Annotated in this window: 17 protein-coding genes, 1 tRNA gene, 3 rRNA genes and 2 pseudogenes; 6 read left to right on the forward strand and 17 right to left on the reverse strand. The window is 45.8% G+C overall.

Annotation, left to right across the window (positions count from 1 at the left end; all coding sequences use genetic code 11):
* Positions 1-27: 27 nt before the first annotated feature.
* Positions 28-681: a methionine ABC transporter permease MetI gene (locus tag AC5JQI_RS03245; protein ID WP_237385867.1), complete on the reverse strand. Its 654-nt coding sequence runs from the start codon at positions 679-681 to the stop codon at positions 28-30.
* The gene (gene metN / locus AC5JQI_RS03250; protein WP_092554248.1) at positions 674-1,705 is read right to left on the reverse strand and encodes a methionine ABC transporter ATP-binding protein MetN; all 1,032 of its coding nucleotides are present in this window, start codon (positions 1,703-1,705) and stop codon (positions 674-676) included. Before metN ends, AC5JQI_RS03245 begins: the two co-directional genes overlap by 8 nt.
* 188 nt (positions 1,706-1,893) lie before the next feature.
* Between metN and gmhB the strand changes: the two genes are divergently transcribed.
* From gmhB to rrf, 5 genes are all read left to right on the forward strand, one after another.
* Positions 1,894-2,460: a D-glycero-beta-D-manno-heptose 1,7-bisphosphate 7-phosphatase gene (gene gmhB, locus AC5JQI_RS03255; RefSeq protein ID WP_493913716.1), complete on the forward strand. Its 567-nt coding sequence runs from the start codon at positions 1,894-1,896 to the stop codon at positions 2,458-2,460.
* A 367-nt stretch (positions 2,461-2,827) separates the two neighbouring features.
* A 16S ribosomal RNA gene (locus tag AC5JQI_RS03260) occupies positions 2,828-4,370 on the forward strand.
* Positions 4,371-4,454: 84 nt separating this feature from the next.
* Positions 4,455-4,530 (forward strand) — tRNA-Glu (locus tag AC5JQI_RS03265).
* 187 nt (positions 4,531-4,717) lie between these two features.
* Positions 4,718-7,627, forward strand: a 23S ribosomal RNA gene (locus tag AC5JQI_RS03270).
* Positions 7,628-7,719: 92 nt separating this feature from the next.
* Positions 7,720-7,835 (forward strand): 5S ribosomal RNA (gene rrf, locus AC5JQI_RS03275).
* The 16S, 23S and 5S rRNA genes sit together here with 1 tRNA gene alongside, the layout of an rRNA operon.
* Positions 7,836-7,922: 87 nt before the next feature.
* Here rrf and tnpC read toward each other — a convergent pair.
* The 3 genes from tnpC to tnpA form a co-directional block, all read right to left on the reverse strand.
* Complete coding sequence (tnpC, locus tag AC5JQI_RS03280; protein WP_493913462.1) at positions 7,923-9,425, reverse strand: IS66 family transposase; 1,503 nt, start codon at positions 9,423-9,425, stop codon at positions 7,923-7,925.
* Between the two features lie 70 nt (positions 9,426-9,495).
* A complete protein-coding gene (gene tnpB, locus AC5JQI_RS03285; protein ID WP_275358884.1) occupies positions 9,496-9,849 on the reverse strand; it encodes an IS66 family insertion sequence element accessory protein TnpB in 354 nt (117 codons plus the stop codon).
* Complete coding sequence (gene tnpA / locus AC5JQI_RS03290; protein ID WP_493912782.1) at positions 9,846-10,175, reverse strand: IS66 family insertion sequence element accessory protein TnpA; 330 nt, start codon at positions 10,173-10,175, stop codon at positions 9,846-9,848. Before tnpA ends, tnpB begins: the two co-directional genes overlap by 4 nt.
* Positions 10,176-10,427: 252 nt before the next feature.
* Between tnpA and metA the strand changes: the two genes are divergently transcribed.
* Positions 10,428-11,369 (forward strand): homoserine O-succinyltransferase MetA, encoded by a 942-nt coding sequence (gene metA, locus AC5JQI_RS03295; RefSeq protein ID WP_493913717.1) that lies wholly within the window; start codon positions 10,428-10,430, stop codon positions 11,367-11,369.
* Between the two features lie 340 nt (positions 11,370-11,709).
* Here the strand turns inward: metA and AC5JQI_RS03300 are convergent, their stop codons facing one another.
* From AC5JQI_RS03300 to AC5JQI_RS03355, 12 genes and pseudogenes are all read right to left on the reverse strand, one after another.
* Positions 11,710-11,967 carry a helix-turn-helix domain-containing protein gene (locus AC5JQI_RS03300; protein ID WP_041982358.1) on the reverse strand — a complete coding sequence of 86 codons (258 nt, stop codon included), beginning with the start codon at positions 11,965-11,967 and terminating at the stop codon, positions 11,710-11,712.
* Between the two features lie 278 nt (positions 11,968-12,245).
* Positions 12,246-13,748: pseudogene (locus AC5JQI_RS03305) on the reverse strand (terminase large subunit); the annotation flags it as partial.
* Positions 13,749-13,766: 18 nt separating this feature from the next.
* Positions 13,767-14,123 (reverse strand): annotated as a pseudogene (locus AC5JQI_RS03310) (HK97 family phage prohead protease); the annotation flags it as partial.
* A gap of 44 nt (positions 14,124-14,167) precedes the next feature.
* Entirely contained in the window at positions 14,168-15,322 is a 1,155-nt protein-coding gene (locus AC5JQI_RS03315) for a phage major capsid protein (RefSeq protein WP_493913718.1), read from the reverse strand.
* Between the two features lie 227 nt (positions 15,323-15,549).
* A complete protein-coding gene (locus AC5JQI_RS03320) occupies positions 15,550-15,945 on the reverse strand; it encodes a DUF1240 domain-containing protein (protein WP_493913719.1) in 396 nt (131 codons plus the stop codon).
* On the reverse strand, positions 15,942-16,907 hold the full coding sequence (locus tag AC5JQI_RS03325) for a hypothetical protein (protein ID WP_493913720.1): 966 nt from the start codon (positions 16,905-16,907) through the stop codon (positions 15,942-15,944). The genes AC5JQI_RS03320 and AC5JQI_RS03325 overlap by 4 nt, the downstream gene beginning before the upstream one ends.
* A gap of 504 nt (positions 16,908-17,411) precedes the next feature.
* Positions 17,412-19,727, reverse strand: a complete 2,316-nt coding sequence (locus tag AC5JQI_RS03330) for a primase-like DNA-binding domain-containing protein (protein ID WP_493914593.1) — start codon at positions 19,725-19,727, stop codon at positions 17,412-17,414.
* A gap of 96 nt (positions 19,728-19,823) precedes the next feature.
* The gene (locus AC5JQI_RS03335) at positions 19,824-20,183 is read right to left on the reverse strand and encodes a hypothetical protein (protein ID WP_493913721.1); all 360 of its coding nucleotides are present in this window, start codon (positions 20,181-20,183) and stop codon (positions 19,824-19,826) included.
* On the reverse strand, positions 20,176-21,084 hold the full coding sequence (locus tag AC5JQI_RS03340; protein ID WP_493913722.1) for a hypothetical protein: 909 nt from the start codon (positions 21,082-21,084) through the stop codon (positions 20,176-20,178). Before AC5JQI_RS03340 ends, AC5JQI_RS03335 begins: the two co-directional genes overlap by 8 nt.
* A 50-nt stretch (positions 21,085-21,134) precedes the next feature.
* Positions 21,135-21,929, reverse strand: coding sequence for an antA/AntB antirepressor family protein (locus tag AC5JQI_RS03345; protein ID WP_493913723.1), 795 nt, complete (start codon positions 21,927-21,929; stop codon positions 21,135-21,137).
* Positions 21,930-21,947: 18 nt separating this feature from the next.
* Positions 21,948-22,229 carry a helix-turn-helix transcriptional regulator gene (locus AC5JQI_RS03350; protein WP_493913724.1) on the reverse strand — a complete coding sequence of 94 codons (282 nt, stop codon included), beginning with the start codon at positions 22,227-22,229 and terminating at the stop codon, positions 21,948-21,950.
* A gap of 151 nt (positions 22,230-22,380) precedes the next feature.
* The gene (locus AC5JQI_RS03355) at positions 22,381-23,316 is read right to left on the reverse strand and encodes a hypothetical protein (protein WP_493913725.1); all 936 of its coding nucleotides are present in this window, start codon (positions 23,314-23,316) and stop codon (positions 22,381-22,383) included.
* Positions 23,317-23,396: the final 80 nt, after the last annotated feature.

The following is a 23,396-nucleotide window of genomic DNA, read 5'->3' on the forward strand; positions in this document are numbered from 1 at the left end:
ACCAGCACCTTTATTGTTGAAATAACTTTATTTGCGATTAACCGCTTTGACTAAATGGTCACCGCCTAACTGGATCAAGAACACTAAAATAACCAGTAAAGCTAACACTGTATTCATCACAGTCGCATCATAACCGATGTAACCATACTGATAACCAATCTGACCCAGACCTCCGGCACCAACAGCCCCACCCATTGCGGAATAGCCAACTAAGGTGATTAAAGTAATTGTTGCTGCATTGATCAAACTTGGCAATGCTTCCGGTAATAAGATCTTTTTGACAATTTGGAACGGTGTTGCACCCATTGCACGCGCTGCTTCGATTAATCCAGATGGAATTTCCAATAAAGCATTCTCTACCATGCGGGCAATAAAAGGTGCCGCTCCAACCGTTAGAGGAACAATCGCAGCCTGTAAGCCGATTGACGTTCCGACAATCAGCCGGGTGAATGGAATCATCCATACCAGCAAAATAATGAATGGAACCGAGCGAGTGATATTTACCAATGCAGAAAGTATGCGATAAAGCGCTCCATTCTCAATAACTTGTCCTGGACGAGTAACATATAAAAGCACACCAGCCGGCAATCCAATAACAAAGCCAAAGAAACCAGAGACAAAAGTCATTACGAGGGTTTCCCAGACTCCTTTAGCTAATAATAAAATCATTCCTTCAGACATAACCGAGAACCTCTACTTTCACATGATGCTCTTCTAAAAACGCGATTGTTGATTTGATACTGTCGTTTTCCCCATCTAGCTCAGCCAACATGACTCCAAATTTAACACCACCTGCGTAATCCATTTGAGAACTCAAGATACTGATGTCGATATTAAAGCGGCGAACTGCCATTGAAATTAAAGGCGCATCAACTGATTTACCTGTAAATTCCAGTTTCAATAATGGACTACGATCAGGTGCAGATTCTGGTTGTAATTTCTGTAGATAATCTTCAGGAATATCCAGATGCAGCGTAGATTTAATAAATTCTTGGGCAACCGGCGTTTTGGGATGAGAAAATATTGCGCTTACAATATCTTGCTCGATCAATTGCCCACCACTGATTACTGCAACTTGATCACAGATGCGTTTAACGACATCCATTTCATGGGTAATCAGAAGAATGGTCAGACCCAAACGACGGTTAATATCTTTTAATAGCTCCAGAATAGAACGTGTTGTTGCTGGATCCAGTGCGCTGGTGGCTTCGTCACACAGAAGTACCTTTGGAGAACTTGCCAGAGCACGGGCAATCGCAACACGTTGTTTCTGACCACCAGACAAATTGGCAGGATAAGCATCATGCTTATCAGAAAGACCAACCAATTCCAGCAATTCGTTAACTCTGCTCTTTATTTCGGATTTTGATGTGTTATCCAACTCTAAAGGTAATGCAACATTATCAAATACAGTTCTGGATGACAGCAAATTAAAGTGTTGGAAAATCATGCCAATATGACGACGTGCACGAGTTAATTCACGCTCTGAAAGAGAGGTAAGATCCTGTCCATCAACTAATACTTGGCCTGAAGTTGGACGTTCAAGCATGTTTACGCAGCGAATCAAAGTACTTTTCCCAGCACCAGAAGAACCTATGACACCATAGATTTGCCCTTGCGGAACATGCAAATTGATATCTGAAAGCGCTTTGATTGAACGCGTTCCTTGTTGAAATATCTTATCTATCTGAGTCAGTCTTATCATTTTTTTCTTATTAGATGTATTAGATGCAAAAGATGAATGACTTGAGAACATTTCGACAAGTCATGAATTAAAGTGGATGTTAAGGCGTCTAGACGTCTAAGTCAACTGGGAATAAATTAAATGCTACATTCTCATTCAGTAATAAATCATGCGATACTGTTTACTTGGTACATTCTTGGAGCAATCAGGTGACTCAAGGTATTCCCGCCGTATTTTTAGATCGTGACGGCACGATTAACATCGATCATGGTTACGTACATGAAATAGATAATTTTCAATTTATTGATGGCGTGATTGAATCCATGCTCGAATTGAAAAAAATGGGCTATGCACTGGTCTTGGTAACAAATCAGTCGGGTATTGCTCGTAAAATCTTTACAGAAGATCAATTTATGCAGTTAACAGAATGGATGGATTGGTCACTGGCAGACCGGGGTGTTGACCTCGATGGTATCTATTATTGTCCTCATCACCCGGAAGCAAGTGATGAAACATATAAGAAGAAGTGTAATTGCCGTAAACCACAAGCGGGTATGTTGCTTGACGCACAGAAAGAATTACATATTGATATGTCTGCCTCTTATATGATCGGAGACAAATTAGAAGATATGTTGGCAGCAAATGCAGCTGATGTAGGTACCAAGATTCTTGTTCGTACAGGAAAATCTGTAACAGAAGAAGCAGAACATGTCGCAGATTTGGTTATTAATAGCCTGGCAGACCTGCCAAATGTGATAAAAAATAGGCAAAAATAGCCTTTTCGTTTGGTTTGTGAACATTCAGATAAAAAAATCACAAAAAGGCTTGCGTAAATCAGATAGCTCCCTATAATGCGCATCCGTTGTCACGACAAACACACAAATCTGTCGGGATGACAAAGTGAAAAGCCTTGAAAAATAAGGCTTGACACTGACAGAGGAAAGCGTAAGATACGCAGCCTCGCAACCCGGAAGCCACTTCCCGGTTGCCCCGCTCTTTAACAAGTTAATCAGACAATCTGTGTGGGCACTCGCAGGACTGTATCTCACGCCGCAAGGCGAAAAAGATTACCAAGTCTTGAAGAGTGAACAACAGTTAATTCATTACGAACTAACAGGATAATTCTTTGAGCATCAAACACTTTAATTGAAGAGTTTGATCATGGCTCAGATTGAACGCTGGCGGCAGGCCTAACACATGCAAGTCGAGCGGCAGCGGGAAGAAGCGTGCTTCTTTGCCGGCGAGCGGCGGACGGGTGAGTAATGTCTGGGGATCTGCCCGATGGAGGGGGATAACCACTGGAAACGGTGGCTAATACCGCATGACCTCTTTTGAGCAAAGTGGGGGACCTTCGGGCCTCACGCCATCGGATGAACCCAGATGGGATTAGCTAGTAGGCGGGGTAATGGCCCACCTAGGCGACGATCCCTAGCTGGTCTGAGAGGATGACCAGCCACACTGGGACTGAGACACGGCCCAGACTCCTACGGGAGGCAGCAGTGGGGAATATTGCACAATGGGCGCAAGCCTGATGCAGCCATGCCGCGTGTATGAAGAAGGCCTTCGGGTTGTAAAGTACTTTCAGCGGGGAGGAAGGCGTAAGCGTTAATACGGCTTACGATTGACGTTACCCGCAGAAGAAGCACCGGCTAACTCCGTGCCAGCAGCCGCGGTAATACGGAGGGTGCAAGCGTTAATCGGAATTACTGGGCGTAAAGCGCACGCAGGCGGTCAATTAAGTTAGATGTGAAATCCCCGGGCTTAACCCGGGAACGGCATCTAAGACTGGTTGGCTAGAGTCTCGTAGAGGGGGGTAGAATTCCACGTGTAGCGGTGAAATGCGTAGAGATGTGGAGGAATACCGGTGGCGAAGGCGGCCCCCTGGACGAAGACTGACGCTCAGGTGCGAAAGCGTGGGGAGCAAACAGGATTAGATACCCTGGTAGTCCACGCTGTAAACGATGTCGATTTGGAGGTTGTGCCCTTGAGGCGTGGCTTCCGGAGCTAACGCGTTAAATCGACCGCCTGGGGAGTACGGCCGCAAGGTTAAAACTCAAATGAATTGACGGGGGCCCGCACAAGCGGTGGAGCATGTGGTTTAATTCGATGCAACGCGAAGAACCTTACCTACTCTTGACATCCAGCGAATCCTTTAGAGATAGAGGAGTGCCTTCGGGAACGCTGAGACAGGTGCTGCATGGCTGTCGTCAGCTCGTGTTGTGAAATGTTGGGTTAAGTCCCGCAACGAGCGCAACCCTTATCCTTTGTTGCCAGCACGTGATGGTGGGAACTCAAGGGAGACTGCCGGTGATAAACCGGAGGAAGGTGGGGATGACGTCAAGTCATCATGGCCCTTACGAGTAGGGCTACACACGTGCTACAATGGCAGATACAAAGAGAAGCGACCTCGCGAGAGCAAGCGGAACTCATAAAGTCTGTCGTAGTCCGGATTGGAGTCTGCAACTCGACTCCATGAAGTCGGAATCGCTAGTAATCGTAGATCAGAATGCTACGGTGAATACGTTCCCGGGCCTTGTACACACCGCCCGTCACACCATGGGAGTGGGTTGCAAAAGAAGTCGGTAGCTTAACCTTCGGGAGGGCGCTGACCACTTTGTGATTCATGACTGGGGTGAAGTCGTAACAAGGTAACCGTAGGGGAACCTGCGGTTGGATCACCTCCTTACCAAACGAGCGCAGTATTGTGAAGTGCTCACACAGATTGTCTGATGAAATGAAGAATGAGCAGCGTCTGCGAAGAAGACTTGATGTCCCCTTCGTCTAGAGGCCTAGGACACCGCCCTTTCACGGCGGTAACAGGGGTTCGAATCCCCTAGGGGACGCCACATTGCTCAGGCCCTGGGTGAAAGGCGGTGCCAACGGTATTGTTAAGCGCGGCTTGCGAGCCGGTTTAGCAATATTTGCTCTTTAACAATCTGGAACAAGCTGAAAATTTGAAACGGCCCGTGATTTTACATGAAATCACGGGTGAATCTCTCAAAAACTCCATCCGAAGACACCTTCGGGTTGTGAGGTTAAGCGAATAAGCGTACACGGTGGATGCCTAGGCAGTCAGAGGCGATGAAGGACGTGCTAATCTGCGAAAAGCGCCGGTAAGGGGATATGACCCGTTATAGCCGGCGATGTCCGAATGGGGAAACCCAGTGCAATCCGTTGCACTATCCTGCCCTGAATTCATAGGGGCAGGAAGCGAACCGGGGGAACTGAAACATCTCAGTACCCCGAGGAAAAGAAATCAACCGAGATTCCCCCAGTAGCGGCGAGCGAACGGGGAACAGCCCAGAACCAGCATCGGCCCGTGCATCAGTGGAAGCGCCTGGAAAGGCGCGCAGTAAAGGGTGATAGCCCCGTACACGAAGATGCCCAGGCCGTGAGTTCGATGAGTAGGGCGGGACACGTGGTATCCTGTCTGAACATGGGGGGACCATCCTCCAAGGCTAAATACTCCTGACTGACCGATAGTGAACCAGTACCGTGAGGGAAAGGCGAAAAGAACCCCGGCGAGGGGAGTGAAACAGAACCTGAAACCGTGTACGTACAAGCAGTGGGAGCCTTGATTTATCAGGGTGACTGCGTACCTTTTGTATAATGGGTCAGCGACTTATATTCTGTAGCAAGGTTAACCGTTTAGGGGAGCCGCAGGGAAACCGAGTCTTAACTGGGCGTTAAGTTGCAGGGTATAGACCCGAAACCCGGTGAGCTAGCCATGGGCAGGTTGAAGGTTGGGTAACACTAACTGGAGGACCGAACCGACTAATGTTGAAAAATTAGCGGATGACTTGTGGCTGGGGGTGAAAGGCCAATCAAACCGGGAGATAGCTGGTTCTCCCCGAAAGCTATTTAGGTAGCGCCTCGTGAACTCATCTTCGGGGGTAGAGCACTGTTTCGGCTAGGGGGTCATCCCGACTTACCAACCCGATGCAAACTGCGAATACCGAAGAATGTTATCACGGGAGACACACGGCGGGTGCTAACGTCCGTCGTGAAGAGGGAAACAACCCAGACCGCCAGCTAAGGTCCCCAAGTCATGGTTAAGTGGGAAACGAAGTGGGAAGGCTCAGACAGCCAGGATGTTGGCTTAGAAGCAGCCACCATTTAAAGAAAGCGTAATAGCTCACTGGTCGAGTCGGCCTGCGCGGAAGATGTAACGGGGCTAAACCATGCACCGAAGCTGCGGCAGCAACATGTCAATGTTGTTGGGTAGGGGAGCGTTCTGTAAGCCGTCGAAGGTGAACCGTGAGGTTTGCTGGAGGTATCAGAAGTGCGAATGCTGACATAAGTAACGATAAAGCGGGTGAAAAACCCGCTCGCCGGAAGACCAAGGGTTCCTGTCCAACGTTAATCGGGGCAGGGTGAGTCGACCCCTAAGGCGAGGCCGACAGGCGTAGTCGATGGGAAACAGGTTAATATTCCTGTACTCGGTGTGACTGCGAAGGGGGGACGGAGAAGGCTAGGCCAGCCGGGCGACGGTCGTCCCGGTGAAAGCGTGTAGGTGGGCGGTTTTGGTAAATCCGGACCGCTGATAACACTGAGGCGTGATAACGAGGCACTACGGTGCCGAAGTGGTTGATGCCCTGCTTCCAGGAAAAGCCTCTAAGCATCAGGTCACACAGAATCGTACCCCAAACCGACACAGGTGGTCAGGTAGAGAATACTCAGGCGCTTGAGAGAACTCGGGTGAAGGAACTAGGCAAAATGGTGCCGTAACTTCGGGAGAAGGCACGCTGGCGGTAGGTGAAGGGACACGCGCCCGGAGCCGAGGCCAGTCGCAGATACCAGCTGGCTGCAACTGTTTAATAAAAACACAGCACTGTGCAAACACGAAAGTGGACGTATACGGTGTGACGCCTGCCCGGTGCTGGAAGGTTAATTGATGGGGTTATCCTCCGGGAGACGCTCTTGATCGAAGCCCCAGTAAACGGCGGCCGTAACTATAACGGTCCTAAGGTAGCGAAATTCCTTGTCGGGTAAGTTCCGACCTGCACGAATGGCGTAATGATGGCCAGGCTGTCTCCACCCGAGACTCAGTGAAATTGAACTCGCTGTGAAGATGCAGTGTACCCGCGGCAAGACGGAAAGACCCCGTGAACCTTTACTATAGCTTGACACTGAACCTTGAGCCTTGATGTGTAGGATAGGTGGGAGGCTGTGAAGTGCAGACGCCAGTCTGCACGGAGCCATCCTTGAAATACCACCCTTGAATGTTTGATGTTCTAACGCCGGCCCGTTATCCGGGTCGCGGACAGTGTCTGGTGGGTAGTTTGACTGGGGCGGTCTCCTCCCAAAGCGTAACGGAGGAGCACGAAGGTTAGCTAATCACGGTCGGACATCGTGAGGTTAGTGCAAAGGCATAAGCTAGCTTGACTGCGAGAGTGACAGCTCGAGCAGGTACGAAAGTAGGTCTTAGTGATCCGGTGGTTCTGTATGGAAGGGCCATCGCTCAACGGATAAAAGGTACTCCGGGGATAACAGGCTGATACCGCCCAAGAGTTCATATCGACGGCGGTGTTTGGCACCTCGATGTCGGCTCATCACATCCTGGGGCTGAAGTAGGTCCCAAGGGTACGGCTGTTCGCCGTTTAAAGTGGTACGCGAGCTGGGTTTAGAACGTCGTGAGACAGTTCGGTCCCTATCTGCCGTGGGCGTTGGAAGATTGAAAGGGGCTGCTCCTAGTACGAGAGGACCGGAGTGGACGCACCACTGGTGTTCGGGTTGTCATGCCAATGGCATTGCCCGGTAGCTACGTGCGGAAAAGATAACCGCTGAAAGCATCTAAGCGGGAAACTTGCCTTGAGATGAGTCTTCCCTTGTCCCTTGAGGACACTGAAGGAACGTTCGAGACGAGGACGTGGATAGGCCGGGTGTGTAAGCGTAGTGATACGTTGAGCTAACCGGTACTAATGAACCGTGCGGCTTAACCTGACAACACCGAAGGTGTTTTGGCGGGTTGTTGAGAGAGAAGACGGGGTTCAGATGACAAGAAGCAGCTTGTTCGGGATTGAAAACAGGATTTGTCTGGCGGCAAGAGCGCGGTGGTCCCACCTGATCCCATGCCGAACTCAGCAGTGAAACGCCGTTGCGCCGATGGTAGTGTGGGGTCTCCCCATGTGAGAGTAGGGCACTGCCAGACAATTATTTGCCAGAGAAGCCATCCCTTACCGGATGGCTTTTTTGCATTTGTAATTTACCTACATCTTAATTTAAATGTAAGCGTCAACTAAACCCCACCTTGCTTTTTCCATGGCAGCAGTTTTTCCAGATCCGGGGCGGGCTGGCATAACTCATCCAAACAGGTCATGACATAATCGAAGGGGATCAGGCCATTGGCTTTGGCCGTTTCAATGACACTGTAGAGGATCGCACTCGCCTGCGCACCGCGCGGGGTATGGCTGAACAGCCACGCCTTTCGCCCGATGACAAACGGTTTGATCGCCCTTTCTGCCCGGTTATTGTCGATCGACAAACGACCATCCTCCCGATAGCGGATCAGTTTGGGCCATTGATTACTCAGGTAAGTCACGGCCTCACCCAGCTTGCTTTTGGGGATCACCTGAGATTGGGTTTTAACCAGCCAGGCCGATAACTTATCCCAGATAGGAAGCGCTTTTTCCTGGCGGATCCGGTATTTTTCGGCCGGGCTTAACCCCTTGATCTGATGCTCAACCCGGTACAGTGACTGGATCAGGCTCAGCGCGATATCGGCTTTGCCCGTTTTGTTTTTTCCCTGCGCCTGCTTCGCTTCCATAAATTTACGACGGGCATGGGCCATGCAACCGACCAGCCGGGCACCGGTCTGCTCATAGCCTTGATAGCCATCCACCTGCAGATAACCTTGAAAACCGGCGAGATAGTCAGCAGCGCAGGTGCCTGAACGGCTGGCCTGGTGGTCATACAGCACAATATTCGGTGTGAGCGCCGCCGGTTCGGGGGTATCAGTGCCCACACAATAGACCCACATGTAATGGGTCGTTTTTTCAGACGTCACCCCCTTCACCGGGGTTTCATCCGCATGGAGAACCGGTTGTTGCAACAGCGTTTCCCTGAACCTGGTCACCAAAGGCGCAAACAACTGCGCGGATTTTACTATCCAGTCACTCTGGGTCTGGCGGCTGAGGTCAATGCCATACTGTTTGAACACACTTTCCTGACGGTACAGCGGTAACCCATACTGATATTTACTGGTGATAAGCTGGCTGAGCAGGCTGCTGGTCGCCATGCCTTTCTTGATGGGCATCGCTGGCAGGGAGGCTTGTTTGACAGGCGTCTGAATGCCGGATTTTTCACATTCACGGCAGGCGTATTTGGGGCGGACATGCTCAACCACCCTGATTTGAGCGGGAATGAACAACAGTTTTTCACTGTGATCTGCCCCCATCTGATGCAACCTGCCGCCACAGCACGCACACTGTTTTTCTTCCTCGGCGATATCATGGAACACGGTTTCGCGCGGTAAATCTTTGGGCAGGGGGTTGCGTGTCGGCTTACGGCGGGGAGGTGTGAGGATTTCCTGTGCGGCGGCCGTTTCAGCCGGCAGCGCAATTTCTTCCGCTTCGTTAAACAACTCCCCCTGGCCGGGGAACGCTTCCGAGGAAGCCCCAAACCGTTTTTGTTGGGCTAAACGGAACTGCTCTTCCAAAAAGGCCAGCCGCTGCGACTGCTTAATCAGCAGCCGTTTCAGTTCAGCGGGGTCATTGGGCAGGGCATCAATATCAATTTTCATGGGGACATTTTATGCCATCCCCGGCGAAAAAGCGTAATTAATGCCCGTTGGTTTGATGATCATCAAGGGATCAGGCGACATGGCAATCCTGGACGGAGAAGGGCTGGTGCCCGATGACCTCATAACCCGATAACAACCCGTGCAGTTGCTGCTCTGTCAGGGTCAGGGAGGCACTGTTGACGGCGGTGGGCCATTTGAATTTCGCGTTCTCCAGCCGTTTGTACCAGAGCGCAAACCCGGTTTTATCCCAGTAGAGGATTTTGAGTTTATCCCGCTTCTTGTTGCAAAAGAGGAATAACGCGGTTTGCGTCGGCGACAGTTGCATTTCCAGCTCTACCCAGACCGCCAGCCCGTTGATGGATTTTCGGAAGTCGATAAATGAGCGGCACAAATACACCTCCGGCACATCCACAAACATTTTCATGCGGCGAGCCCCCGAATAATCGCAATGATAACATGCTTATCCGTGCCGGCAGGAAAACGCAGTGTGCCCTGTGGTGTCTCAAATAAGATGGGGAGTGGGCTGGATGAGGCGGATTTTTTCTGAGCGGTGCTGACGTTAATAAAAGCAGACGGTGAAGCCAGCCCAGACGGCTTTTCCGGTGGATGGGAGGTGCGTTGGCGGTGGTGATAGAACCGGGTGGTCGACACACCGATTTTTTGGCAAAACTGCGGGACCGTCAGTTCGGATTTTTTCTGCTGTTCAAACAGGTCCCGCCACTCGGCTTGAGTAAACCTGGATTGGCTCATGTGAGTTTTTTCCATCATCAGAATAGGTGAAACTATTTTAATCAATGGATTTATCCTGGCTAGGTGGGGTTCCCCGTACGCTTACATTTAAATGCCTTTTGTTATATTCTTTATTCCTCTCCCTTATTACATAGAATTAAATGAAATAATTTCAATTTGAGTACAATAACTCGACATTACTCTCACCTTCTGGTTAAATTTAGCTATCTAGAAGTCTAAATTTGCAAATTCGAATAGTCGAGGTATCCAGCAATGCCAATTCGTGTACCAGATGAATTACCTGCGGTAAACATTCTCCGCAATGAAAACATCTTTGTCATGACATCAACAAGGGCGAATATTCAGAATATTCGTCCCTTGAAAGTATTGCTGCTTAACCTGATGCCAAAAAAGATAGAAACAGAAAACCAATTCATTCGGTTATTATCTAATTCACCATTACAGATTGATATTCAGTTACTACGTATTGATAGCCGGCAGTGTAAAAATACCCCTTCTGAACATTTGGATAATTTTTATTGTGATTTTGACTCAATAAAAGATCAAAATTTTGATGGACTGATTGTCACAGGGGCACCTTTAGGGCTTGTTGAATTTGAGGATGTGACCTATTGGGAGGAAATTGAAAAAATTGTTACTTGGGCAAAAAATCATGTTACTTCAACACTTTTTGTCTGTTGGGCTGTTCAAGCAGCCTTAAACGTTCTTTATCATCTTCCAAAATATACACGAGAAATTAAACTATCAGGTGTTTATTCCCACTCAATCCTAGATCCTTTGGCATTATTAACACGAGGATTTGATGAAACCTTTTTTGCTCCCCATTCGCGCTTTGCTGACTTTCCTGAATCAATGATCCGTGAGCATACAGACCTAGATATTTTAGCCAGTTCAGAAGACGCAGGTGCTTATTTATTTGCTAGCAAGGATAAAAGACTAGTGTTTGTGACAGGCCATCCTGAATATGATATAGACACATTATCCGCAGAATATTGGCGTGATCAAACTGCAGGTTTGAAACCCATATTGCCAGTCAACTACTTCCCAAATAGTGATCCTCAAAATAAACCTATTGCATCTTGGCGTAGTCATGGTCATTTACTTTTTTCAAACTGGCTAAATTACTATGTTTATCAAATCACGCCATATGATCTTACAATTAATGATATAATTTTAACTAATTCAGACGGTTAGTTTTATTTTTATTTTATGTAATATGGTAATATTTATACAAACGTTTATACATGGTTCACTGAACGAATTTATAAACAGGGCACAAGATGAGGACAGGGTGGAAGAAAAGGAGGGTCAGTACGTTTAATGTTCCGACCTGTGGAGGTCTCGACGCATTTCGTCGCAACCTGCTAAGCAATCGATAGCCCTGCCAGTAAGAAGATCTCCCCGTTATCGTGATCTCTTGACCTTTCCGCAATAATATCACTGACAGCGCCACCTCATCAAAACCAATAATACAGCGAGTAATTAGATGAGGTGACTATTTACCTGATGTTTTTCGGTATTAGAATAATTATTTTTATGATTTATCGCGAACTTTACGTTCTATAAGATTACCGTTCATATCAAAATAACGGCTAGGCCAGATTTCAGATGGGTGAATGTTGAGATAATTAGCAACGATCCATTCCCCTTTAGGCCAGGGGCGGGATAACACATTTGCTAATGTAGAAGAACTTAATCCAGCTTCGCGGGAGACTGCGGCAAGAGTTGTACCACGCTTACGTAATGCAGCAATAATATCGGCTTGATGCCAGTCATTTCTGATGTTATTCATTCCTGCTACCCCTTCCATTAATTGATCATTGATGGTGGCGATCCAGACAGGGTTTGCACTACCGGAAAATACCCAACCGGCGAGGCCGAAGCCTCCCCAGTCTGAACCGCCATTGAAAGGGCGTAAGCAAACACGCTGGTAGGAACTTTCTACCAGCGGGGCATTTTCTCAGGGGTGCAAATCCCTGACCATTGGATTTTGCCAATGGCGGGGCTACTTTAACGAATTGTTTTATTGGGTTCAATAAGCGAATCAGTAAAACCACTTAACTTTTTGCGTTATATCCCATTAAACATTTTAAGGCGCTGCTGCTGTTCTGCATTTAAGATAAACGCAAACTCTTCATGCTCTATCTGCCAAGTACCAAAACTCATCAGGAACGCAATTGCAGGGTCTATCTTGTTCGCCGATTTCTTTTTGTTCGGTTTGATATTGGCGTTCGCATCGGTTTCCATCACCACATTGGACATTGCCCACGCCAGCACCGGATCGCCGTTGTGACGAATGACCTTGCGGTTAACGAACACCTCGGCAGATTTCGCCACGGGGCTAAAACGCATATAAGTTTGCGGGAACGGCTCAACATCCAGCCCTGCGCCCTGTAATTGTGTTCGTAAATGCGTTGCGTTCCATGTGTCAAAGCCCACCAGTTTGATATCAAACTGCTGACTGTCGTTGAGAATATCATCACGGATACGATCATAATCAATGCAGTCGCCTGCGGTGGTGCGTATCCAGCCAGCTTGCACCCACTGCCGATAAACCGCCCGATTCTTGTTGGCTGGGTTTTGTAGCTGGGCTTCGGGCAGGTAATGACGGGTCAGTAGTAACAGTTCGTTATCCACAGGGAACGTGTAACAAATACTGGTGATATCGCCTGTTGACGATAAATCCAGCCCAGCGTAGCACTCCAACCCCTTGAGGTCATTTTCATTATAATCACTTTGGCAGGTTTTCCATGCGCCTTCACCCATCCACGGTGTTTCACCCTGACACCAGATATTAAAGCGTTTGGTTAACATCTCTGTCCATTGTGAGGGAATGCCACGGGCTTTCTGTATCGTGTCATGCAATGCGTCACTGTCTACCGAGACATTGAGATTGGGGTTAGCCTTGATCCAACGTGATTCATCATCAATCTCGTTCTCGTCGTCCAGTTCGTAGATCAAGGCAAACAGCGATGCGTTGTGTTCTTCGCCATTCAGTATCTGACAGCAATAATCATAGTGCTGCTTACAGGCCGATATCACGTTACTGCCCGCCGTGGTAATGGCAAACAGGATGCCTTCGGGACGTGCCCCCATCCCCAATTCAAGGGCAGAGTACACGGCGTTATCAGGGTGTAGGTGATATTCATCGACAATGGCAAGGCTGGGGTTGGTGCCTTCAATCGTGGCAGCTTTCGCCGCTAGCGGCTTTAACAGGCTGTTGCTCTTTGGATAGGTCACTTTGTGCTGCTGAATAGTTACCCGTTTTTTCAGTGGCTTTGATAACAGGCTCATCTGGCGGGCATCATCAAACACAATACGCGCCTGATCCCGACTCACGGCGGCGGTGTAGATATCCTGTTGTCCCTGTTCCATCACCAAGAACCAGTTCGCCAGTATCGCGGCAACCGTGGATTTGGCATTTTTGCGCGGCACCTGAATGTAAGCACTGCGGTATTTTCGGCGTCCGGTGGCCTTGACCTTGAAGCCGAACAGATTGGCAAAGGCAAGCTGCTGCCACGGCTCAAGGATTATCGGCTTACCCCGCAAATGGCCTTTGACGTGGGGACAGAGACCCACATCCCATTGATCTCTGATAGTGCGGAATCCAAAGCTAACGCCTTCAATATCGCCTCGGTCAATCATGGTGAGTGCATCACGCCCTAGCTGGGTATCAGGTAACAGCAATTCAAAGCGTAAACCCGTATCATCTTCACTCACGGTCAGGGTTTTGGATGCTGTTCTACCCAATAAGGAAGAATGTTCGTGCTCCCACAAGAAACGAATATCAGCGTTATTTTTTAAACAGGTTGCAAAGGCGTTTTTATCGAAACGTTCAATAAATTCACCAAACAGTAATTGTGAATTATCCATCCAGCGCACAGCGTAACCGGTAATCTTTTTCTCATTAAGTGAAAAATCAGCCGTTCTTAATTCAATATCATTCATTCTATGGACTCCAAGACAGTAAAGGGGCTTTTCGCCCCTCTCGCTTATTTCGTGGCGCTTTTCACTTCCAGCACCTTGATAGCGTTGGAGTCCACCAAACCGCCGCCCAGATATTTGTCACTACACACCTTATAAAATCCCGGCTCGGTGATATTATCAGGACGGGTACGGGTGCCGGTCTCATGGTCAACAATGAAATAACCGCGTTTGAAGTCACCCAGACCGATCACGCCATCGGGCATAAATTCAAGGTAGTGAACAGGCAAGCCCAGCAACATATCGGGATCACCCGCCTGTAAACGTTCGCGCCAGATATAATCCCCGTTACCGTTTTTCAGCTTTTGCACCTTGGCGGCAGTATTGGAGTTTATCACCCAGACCGCATTCTTGCGGTATTTGTTCCTGAGCAGGAATTTCAGGTCAATCAGGCTGTCAGCCTCAAGCGTGGTGGCTTCCAGTTTTTGCAGCGTGCCAAAATCACGCACCCTGTCGCCTTGGGTGTCACGGGGATAAGACAGAAAGCCTTTGGCTTTTTTACTGCCGTCACCGCTGACGAGATCCGTTTCTTCGGTATCGACAAACGTGTCGGCAATTTCTGAGGTCAGCCAGCCCAAGATATCCACATCGCTAAAATCGATGATTTCTTGGGTAGTCTTGGGATAGGCATAGATAGGAAACAGCTTAATGCTGACTTCTTCCATCTTCGGCGTACCCGTCTCACCGCGAGCTTTGCCTTCTTCCCCGTGTACCACGGCTGCGCCACCGACTGAAACAAGCTGTTTATACTCGTTGCTGCGCGTGGTTTTGAGCGTACAGATTTGGCGCATGACCGATTCATCAGCCAGTTGCTGCATGATCTGTTTGTTCAGTTCGGGGATAACGGTATAGCCGCCCTCTGAGGGAACGCCCGTAGACAAGGCGTGGGTTTCTCCGGTCAGAATATAGTGGCGCAGTTCGTCATTACTGAGGTTCTTGCTGGTCGGTTGGGGTTTGCTTGCCTGATTGCGTTCTTCATCAGACAGTACCTCATAACGGGCGATGTCTGCATTCAGAGCATCGGACTGACTGCGCAGTTCGTCGAACTGTTTCGCTTCATCCGCATTGAGTGATCGCTTTTCGTCTTCGGCTTTGGTGAGCAGGGTGCGCATTTGTTCGGTAAGGGTGGCCTTTTGCTGGCGTAATTCGAGTAATTTCTTCATGGTGCCTCTGCATGTAGGTTAAAGGTTCGCTGTCATGCAGGTTCAGGGGAAAGCGGTAGCTATCTGAGAACTACCGCTTTGAGGAGAGACTACGGAGTTATTGAAGTCAGAACGTACCTACATGGTTCAGCAATCACTATTTAACACCATGAAAAATAATAAAAAAGACCTCTAAATAAGAGGTCTAAACTTGCGGAAACATGAGGACGGAATATTTACAAAACTTTTCAATTACATAACTTAATATCTTTAACATAAGTAGTAGGTGACATCCACGATATTTTATCACATGTTAAATAACCATCATTTTTTAACTTATAACTAACATAAAAAGAGACAGGTAAACTAATGATAAATGATGCAATCATCAATTTACTTAAGTAATTAACAATCAACTTATTAAATTTAGGTAACCTATCAAAGATAAAGAAAAAAATAGAGGCCGATAAAGAATAAAATAATAGAGGGGAAGACATAACACCCATGACAACAGTGCCAGAAAATGTTATTTCATCTTTCATTAATATTAATGAAATAGCAGAATCAATAACGAAGCTCATCATAAATGCCATAAATAATAATAGTAGTAGTACACCTAACACCTTAAAGTATTTACTATTCACCTCAACCTACCTAAACCATTAAAAAAGTATTGTAAGTCCGCTTCCGGTGTTCTTGGCTTTCTTTTCATTTCTTCTTTTAAAAATGCTATTATTTTTTCACTTAGCCCATATTTTTTATCAACAAAATCTAGACCATAAGCTACTACAAAACCAGTAAGCAAAACTATTCCAGCAACGGCAATAATACTACCACCTAAAGCGGCTGTAGAAATTAAAACTGACCCTATAGCCCAAGAGGCTGTAGCGATAATAGCTGTTTTAGCCATATCTATTGTTATGTTGCCGATAAAGTCAGCTAGCGTATATTCATCCTTAAAAATACTTTCTATCACTCGATATGCAATAGAAAAGATGATGGAAAATCTAATACCTTTAACAACGCTTGCATTAAGTCCCTGTTGCCCTATTCCCATAGCTAACATTTGGGGATTTTTGGCACGATAGCGTGTCCCCATGATACGACTCCTAAGACCTGCATGCCCTGATAGGTGAATATACTTTTCCCCATTTTTTCCTACATGTTCTGTAGCTTTAATGCCCAAGCTCTTAAACTCTCTGCAAACTTCAGAAAACCCATGCGCATCATAGATATTTCCCGCATAAGTGGAAATAGGATCAGTGACAGAAAATACATGTGCCATAGGATTTTTTATCTTGTTGCCTGCGTCCGTACCTCTTGCAAATGCTTCTTCATAACTTAGATGTTTTTCGTCCATACCTCTTGCAAATGCATATCCATAACTTGGACTTTGTGGACGGCGGTGGCTGATATCCTCAATAATACTTTTGGCTTCCGCCAATGTGAGGACAAAGTGATATTGGGTATTATCCCTCAATACTTTTTCTAGCCCAATAGCATCAAAAAATTCATGTTGAGGCGTTAACTGGTTAATGCCCACTTTCCCATTTAAGTAATCGCCAAGATAGCCATCCCAAGTAGGATTATATTTCTTATGTGTCATTCCTCAATTCTCCGTAACATCCCATATCAATTAGGTAGAATATAACAATAATACTTATCAATTCCAGTGTATATAAAAGTACACCAGTAAATTTGTGATGAACTTTCATTCTTAAGTGAAATCAGATAATTACCCAATCTAAATTTCAGGTAATGCCACAATAAAAAACGCATTGATGTACTCAATTTATCTTTCCAGATTCACCCGCCTTTTATTTACCTGCCAGAGGAGCCCCCCTGAAAATTTTTTTGAACCTCTCAACTATGCACCCTGTGCACTTTCCATATAACATGTTGATAATATGTAATTTTTAACGGTGAATACGGTGTGCACCAACTGTTCACACTGTGCACCCCTAAATTATTCAGGAAAAGGTGAAGAGGGTGCATAGTTGGTGCACAGTTAAATAACAACTGTACACCTTATTTTTTCATTTTAATTCAATGTATTATATTGATTGGTGCATAGGGTGCACAGTTAACACCAAAACTTTATATAAGGGGGCTACTTATTCAGTTGTTCAGGAACAGCCGGAAGCCATTCGTTAGCATCATCCGTTAAATTCACATTGTAGTAATAACCCTTTTTAGTTTTAAATTTGCGATAGTCCTTTTTATATTCCTGCATCACTTTAGGCAAGGAATCCCCGAATTTAGTCAATGTCAGCGGTCTTTCAAACCCATACGCTTCCATAAAGGACAAATAGGCGTGATACAAATAGATTCTCGGTGCCCTGGGGTAAATATTCTTGGTTCCCATTTTCATGCCTAATTCTTCCCCCAGCGAGACTAAGTAAGCACAGAAATTATATAGGGGATCGGAATGGCATTTTACCGATAATGCTTCGCCGGAATCGCGTTGTGCCTGTAGTCGTTTCTTAGCCTTGTTCTGGTCGGCAAATTCGTTTAATAAATACCGGATAATCACCGGCAGTTCCCGGCTGATTTTCTCCGGTAATTGGGGATCTTTCTCGGATTCTTTCACCGGAATATTAAACGGAAATATCACCCGTCGCCGTGCTATCCCGCCATTGCGTTCTGTAAAGCTCATGGGTTCGTTATTAGTGGCTAATACCACGGCTTTGATGATGGTAGAGAATTGCTTCTCATATTTTCCGTCAACTTCAATCAGGTCACCGCCGGTAATGGCTTTAATGCCCGCACCTTCACCCACATATTTAACCTGATCAGGCAAGGTAATCAGGTTTTTCCCGACAAACTGGTAACGACCTCTCGCTTCGTCCAAGGCTCTCATATTACCGCTGGCCGTATTGTGTTCTCCTGCTAATAACGTCGCAATATAGGTAAACACACTTTTACCGCTGCCGCCTTCGCCGGTGACTTCAATAAAAAGCTGCCAGTCATAACGGTTTGCCAGAATCATAAACAGGGCAGCGTTAATACGAGCCATTTTTTCACTATCATTTCCAGCGGCATGAGACAACCAGCGATAAAAATTAGGTGCGTGAGCCTGTAAGCTCTCACCAACGGCGGGCTGGGTAAATTCAATGCCGTTATGGTTCAATAACCAATGTTCAGGATCATGCGATTTGAACTCGCCTTTTGATAAATCATAAACGCCGTTACTAAATCCAATGATTTCTCGTTTCTGTTCACTAATGACCGGAACTTGCAATTTCATTGCTCCAATAGCATTTTTAATCCCTGTTGGGCCATAAGGTGTTTCATGTTTATCAAAGATAGCGACCATCGCCCTTTGTAAATCGCTGTCAGAGACTTTTTGCCAAACACCTTTATCAAAGTGGTAGACCATTTCACTTTCAGGGTTTACCGCGACCTCTCCGTAATAACCCGCCAATAATGCCCCGCGTTGACTGGCTGCCATTTGAGCCAGATTAGTATTGCTGCCTTTCTTATCAGCATGAATCACGGTTACTGTCGCTTTCATTGGTTTTCTCTCTCCCACCTGATATAACCCCTCACTGAATGCTTTCTTTGCTGCCTCGATACCATGCTGTTGACGGTAGTCGTCCCAGTCGGCTTTATCTTCTGTAGGCGGTAACGTTACCCAGCCGTTAATTGCTTTCGCGGTCTTTTCTGCTGCCATCTTGCCCTTATTGGGTTCATCCGGCTTAATGTCGTTATCAGCGGCAATGATGATTTTTGCTTTTGGGTAGTACTCCCTGACCCATTGCGAGACAGGCAATAAATTACCTGCATCAAACGCCGCCAGAGTAAGCCCCTCATGTAATTGACTGACCGTTAAAGTCGTTGCGTAACCCTCAGCAATCAGTACCGTATCTGGCGAGCCACTCAGTGCTGATAAGGGGGTAAAGCTCCCCTTTTTCTTGGTACCCGTAATAAACCGTTTTTTACCGTCCGGCTTAATCGTTTGGCCTCCCGTCAATTCATCCCCACGCTGCACAGGCAGAATAATAGTGCCATCGGATAACAGCCTGACAGGGTGATGAAGTCCTTTGCGTTTCAGGTAGTCCGATTCGCCAAAGACAGAATGGTGTATAAGCCTTGTGGTTTCCTCAATGGCTGACTGTACAGGAGCCTCCGATTTGGGAGCCTCCTTTCTGGCAGGCTTGGGTTCTGGTTCTGACAAAGGTAACGCCAGTGCATCAGCAACGATTTTAGCCGCCGCAATCAGAGTGATCCCCTTCGCCCTCATCAATAAATCCAGCCCATCCCCGTAATTCGGGTTATCACACTGGCGACAATGCCAATCGCCATGATGGTTATCATCTATAAAGTGAAAACGGTCAGTGCCGCCGCATATCGGGCAAGCGCCATGCTTTCCCTTTGTCGGAACATCCACGCCACAGGCGGGCAACAGGCTTTGCCAGTGATTCATGGCGGATTGTTTCACTGTTCGAATAACGTCTATCGGGCTGATTTTTGCGCTGTTTTTATGGTTTTTATATCCATATGAAGATGATTGACTCATGCTTTATTCCTCATAAACCGCCGCTTGAAGCGCATGATAGACTTCCTGATTGATATCACAGGCCAGCGCAATAAGATTATTTAAATCGATAGAACATTCGTCTTTGGCCTTTTCGAGAATGACGCCAAATAAAGAAGTTGCCAGCCCCGTATTGTGCATGGCCTGAGCGAGTGAAATAGGTGATCGGCGTTCGTATACTCTGACTATTTCAACGTCGATAGATTTATCATCTGGTATGCAAGAATGGCGAATACGCATGGCGGCTTTCTCCGCACCGCGCAATATCTTGTATTTGTAACGGATTGTTTCTTTTTTTACTTCACCAGTATGTTGATTTGTGGTGGTGATAATGATCTTAAACATGGCTTACCCCCTGAACGAGGATAAAAGATGATGAATAAATATCTGTCAGCCGTTGAGTGCCCGATGCAATTAGGAATGTAAATTTAAGGTGAGTTTGGTTATGCTGTGTGTCAGCCATAGCGTTAATCTCCGTAACGTTGTTGGTTAGACGCCTCGATAGTGTTCCAAGCACTTCGGGGCTTTGTTGTTTTTTTTGCCTTAACTTAATCAAGGTGAACACCACTAACATATCCATAGGTGAACACCACGTCAACACTTGAAATAAATAATTTTTAGTGCATACTGAACACCACCTAACAAAAGGAGATTCAGTAATGGCAACGGGTAGGCGCAATAATAAGTCTCTACAGGTTTCTGTAAGGCTTCCGCTTGAAGACTTAGAATTAATTGAGCAAGTTAAAGAGAAAGACGAAAGCACAGCCGGATTTCTGATTACAGCAGCTAAAACTGAAATCAAACGCCGCCAGCGCAAAGCTAAAGCATCATCTGAGCAGTAACTAACCGAGTGAACATTATTCACATGGTTATCTGAGCAATAACTAACCAACCCGATGTTATCGGGGAGCCTAACCAAACCTCTTAAAGAGGTGAGCTTCTTAAACTTTTGTAATTCTTCGTAACTCAAATCTGAGTCACGCCAAAGGGTAGCATTCGCCGTGCTATCCTTTTCTTTTTGCACTCCATTCAGTGAGGATCGCAAATTAACCGCGTCGCTAAAAGATACGTACAAAGTTTGCGAGTAACTATCAGTTACGCCCAAAGTCCGATTATCGGATATTGAATTTTGCATACCGATATCTTCGGCGCTCAAGTTATAAGCAGACTGCAAATTTGCAGCTTGATTAAATATCAATGGGTTACTGTCTAAGCCCGAATTCGGGCTTTGGTTAGTAGTCTTCATTGAAGGACTCCTTAAGCTCAAGGAGTCATCAGAAATAATTCTCTGCATCATTACTTGAACTCCATGCGCTGTGCTAGCCAGCGCTGAGCCAGTTCCGTTAATTGTGCTTTTCGCTTCTCTGTCGGAGTATCCAAATCAAGCAATGTGCAGTTACGTGATTCCAGATAAGCCAGTAGCTGTAACTGCTCTGTCGTCATGTTGTCCCTGACTTCTTTGGACTTAATACCCTTATTCTTAGCCCATCTGATAGGGTCTGTTCCCAATACCAGCTTATTGATGAACCGGGATTCATTGCTGTAAGCAAAACCCTTTTGATTATCTCCAGTGCGTCCGATATAGCCTTTCATCGCATCCGCCATGCTTTTATGATCTTCACATGCCGTTATGCGATTTTTACGCCAGTTCATTAGTGCGGCTTTGTGTTCTTCTGGTGCGACTCGATAAAGACGCTTCTCGCAGTCGATAAAATACTGTCTCGCTAATTTGCCCTGATCGTTACGTTCGACCATAGACAGCTCTTTTCCCATGTCTAGGCTAATAATGTAATCATGTTCGACTTGCTGGCGAGATTTTGCGCTCCCCCGTTTTGGGGAGGTCAAATCTTCAACAATGATATAGTCGATACCTTCTTCAAAATTGTATTGTTTAATTCGCGCTTTAATCCAAGTGGTGAAATCACGCCCGACTTTGAGAAAAGTATGTAATTTACGTCCGCTGACAGATTGAATTTCTTTGCTGCCAATATCGCTAATAGCAACCGGAATACGTTCATCAAAATTGAGGCTACTCTGTTTTTTGGCGTGAGCGAGTTCCTGACCAGTTAAGGCCATATTTTTAGATGTCATATTTTTACCCTGTCTTAATTAATTTGATTTTCGGCTGTATGGGTTATTTACATTGTCTACTGTTGGCGGGTTACGTACCCAATGCAGTAAGTCACTCAGCAACCAAGCACAGGAATTGCGGCCTAATGGCTTGCGGGCGGGGAACCGACCTTTATTTTCCAGTTTCCATGCTGACGTTCTGGAAATAGAGGTAATGTGATGGCGTTCCTTTTCGCGGACAAGGCGATCATAAGGTTCGCCATACTCGGACAGGATAGAGCGGCGTTCTTCTGGTGTAGGAGAATTATACTGAATGGTCATGTTACCCTCACTGTTTCTTTGTTTTTGTGAGGTAATGGTATTAAGAAAAAATATTAATTTATACGGCTTATAACTACTAGAGAGGTTATTATAATACATTAGAAAGGGTACGTTAATATTAAAATACCCTTTCTAATAGTTAGAATGGGTATTAAGAGTGAGGTGGCTTTAATGCTTTGCTTATATATTCAGCCATCTTTTCATCTGATACTGGAGCTTTGCAATCTGGAAATAATCGATTTTCCCTTTTCTTTATTTGCCTTGCCCATTCTGAAAAATTATATCTACCATCTTTATGTCTGCATTTCTCATTAAATAATTCAATGTCTTCTTCCTTGAAAATAATAGCCGCCCTAAATACATCAAGTTTGTTTTTTGAATGCCTTTCTATTGCCTTTTCAGAGCGAATATTAATTTTATCAATCATTTTTTTCTCAATAATATTAATTGAGTCGACTTCATTTATAGAGTCACAATCACAATCATTTTCTAATATTCTTCGTATATCATAAGATGTGATCCATAAATCTTCATGAGAAAGATTAAATGTAGATGATGTAATATCAACTCTGTTTTCTTTTTCAAATGATAGAAAAGGGTGGGCATGAAACAATCCCTGTATAGGGCTTTTACCTCCCATTAAGCAAGGTGAAAAAACTGGGAATACATCATGTTCACTGCCTTTGAATTCAAGTCGATTAACAAATGAAACTCGCCATAATCCGTAAGCATAAGCATAGCCAACTATATTATTGTCTCCAGATTTTTCCGTAAAAATATCGACACCTGTTTTATTTTCACCAAGATAATCTTTATTATCAAACTCCAGATAAGAATAATCAGTTATCTTTCTTGTTTGCATTGATAAAATTGAAACTTTATTAGGATAACTTAAGGTTTTATACCACTTTTTTGCATCTTCAATATTTCCAATAAAGTTCACTCTCGCATGAAATCCGTCTAGCATGATAAGTGCTTCAATCTTATTCATTGCAGCCATATTTATTAAATCTGAAACTTCACACTTTAAGAAATTAGCTGCTCTAGATAGTTTACAGTATGAAAATGGTATTTTTATATCAGTCATACGTCACCCTTTAGCCCCTAAAAGTTTAGCGAGACAGGCAAATAGGGTTTCCTGCTTTTCACCCCGTCGGGCTAGTCTCA

Source organism: Xenorhabdus sp. XBWT, assembly GCF_059072735.1.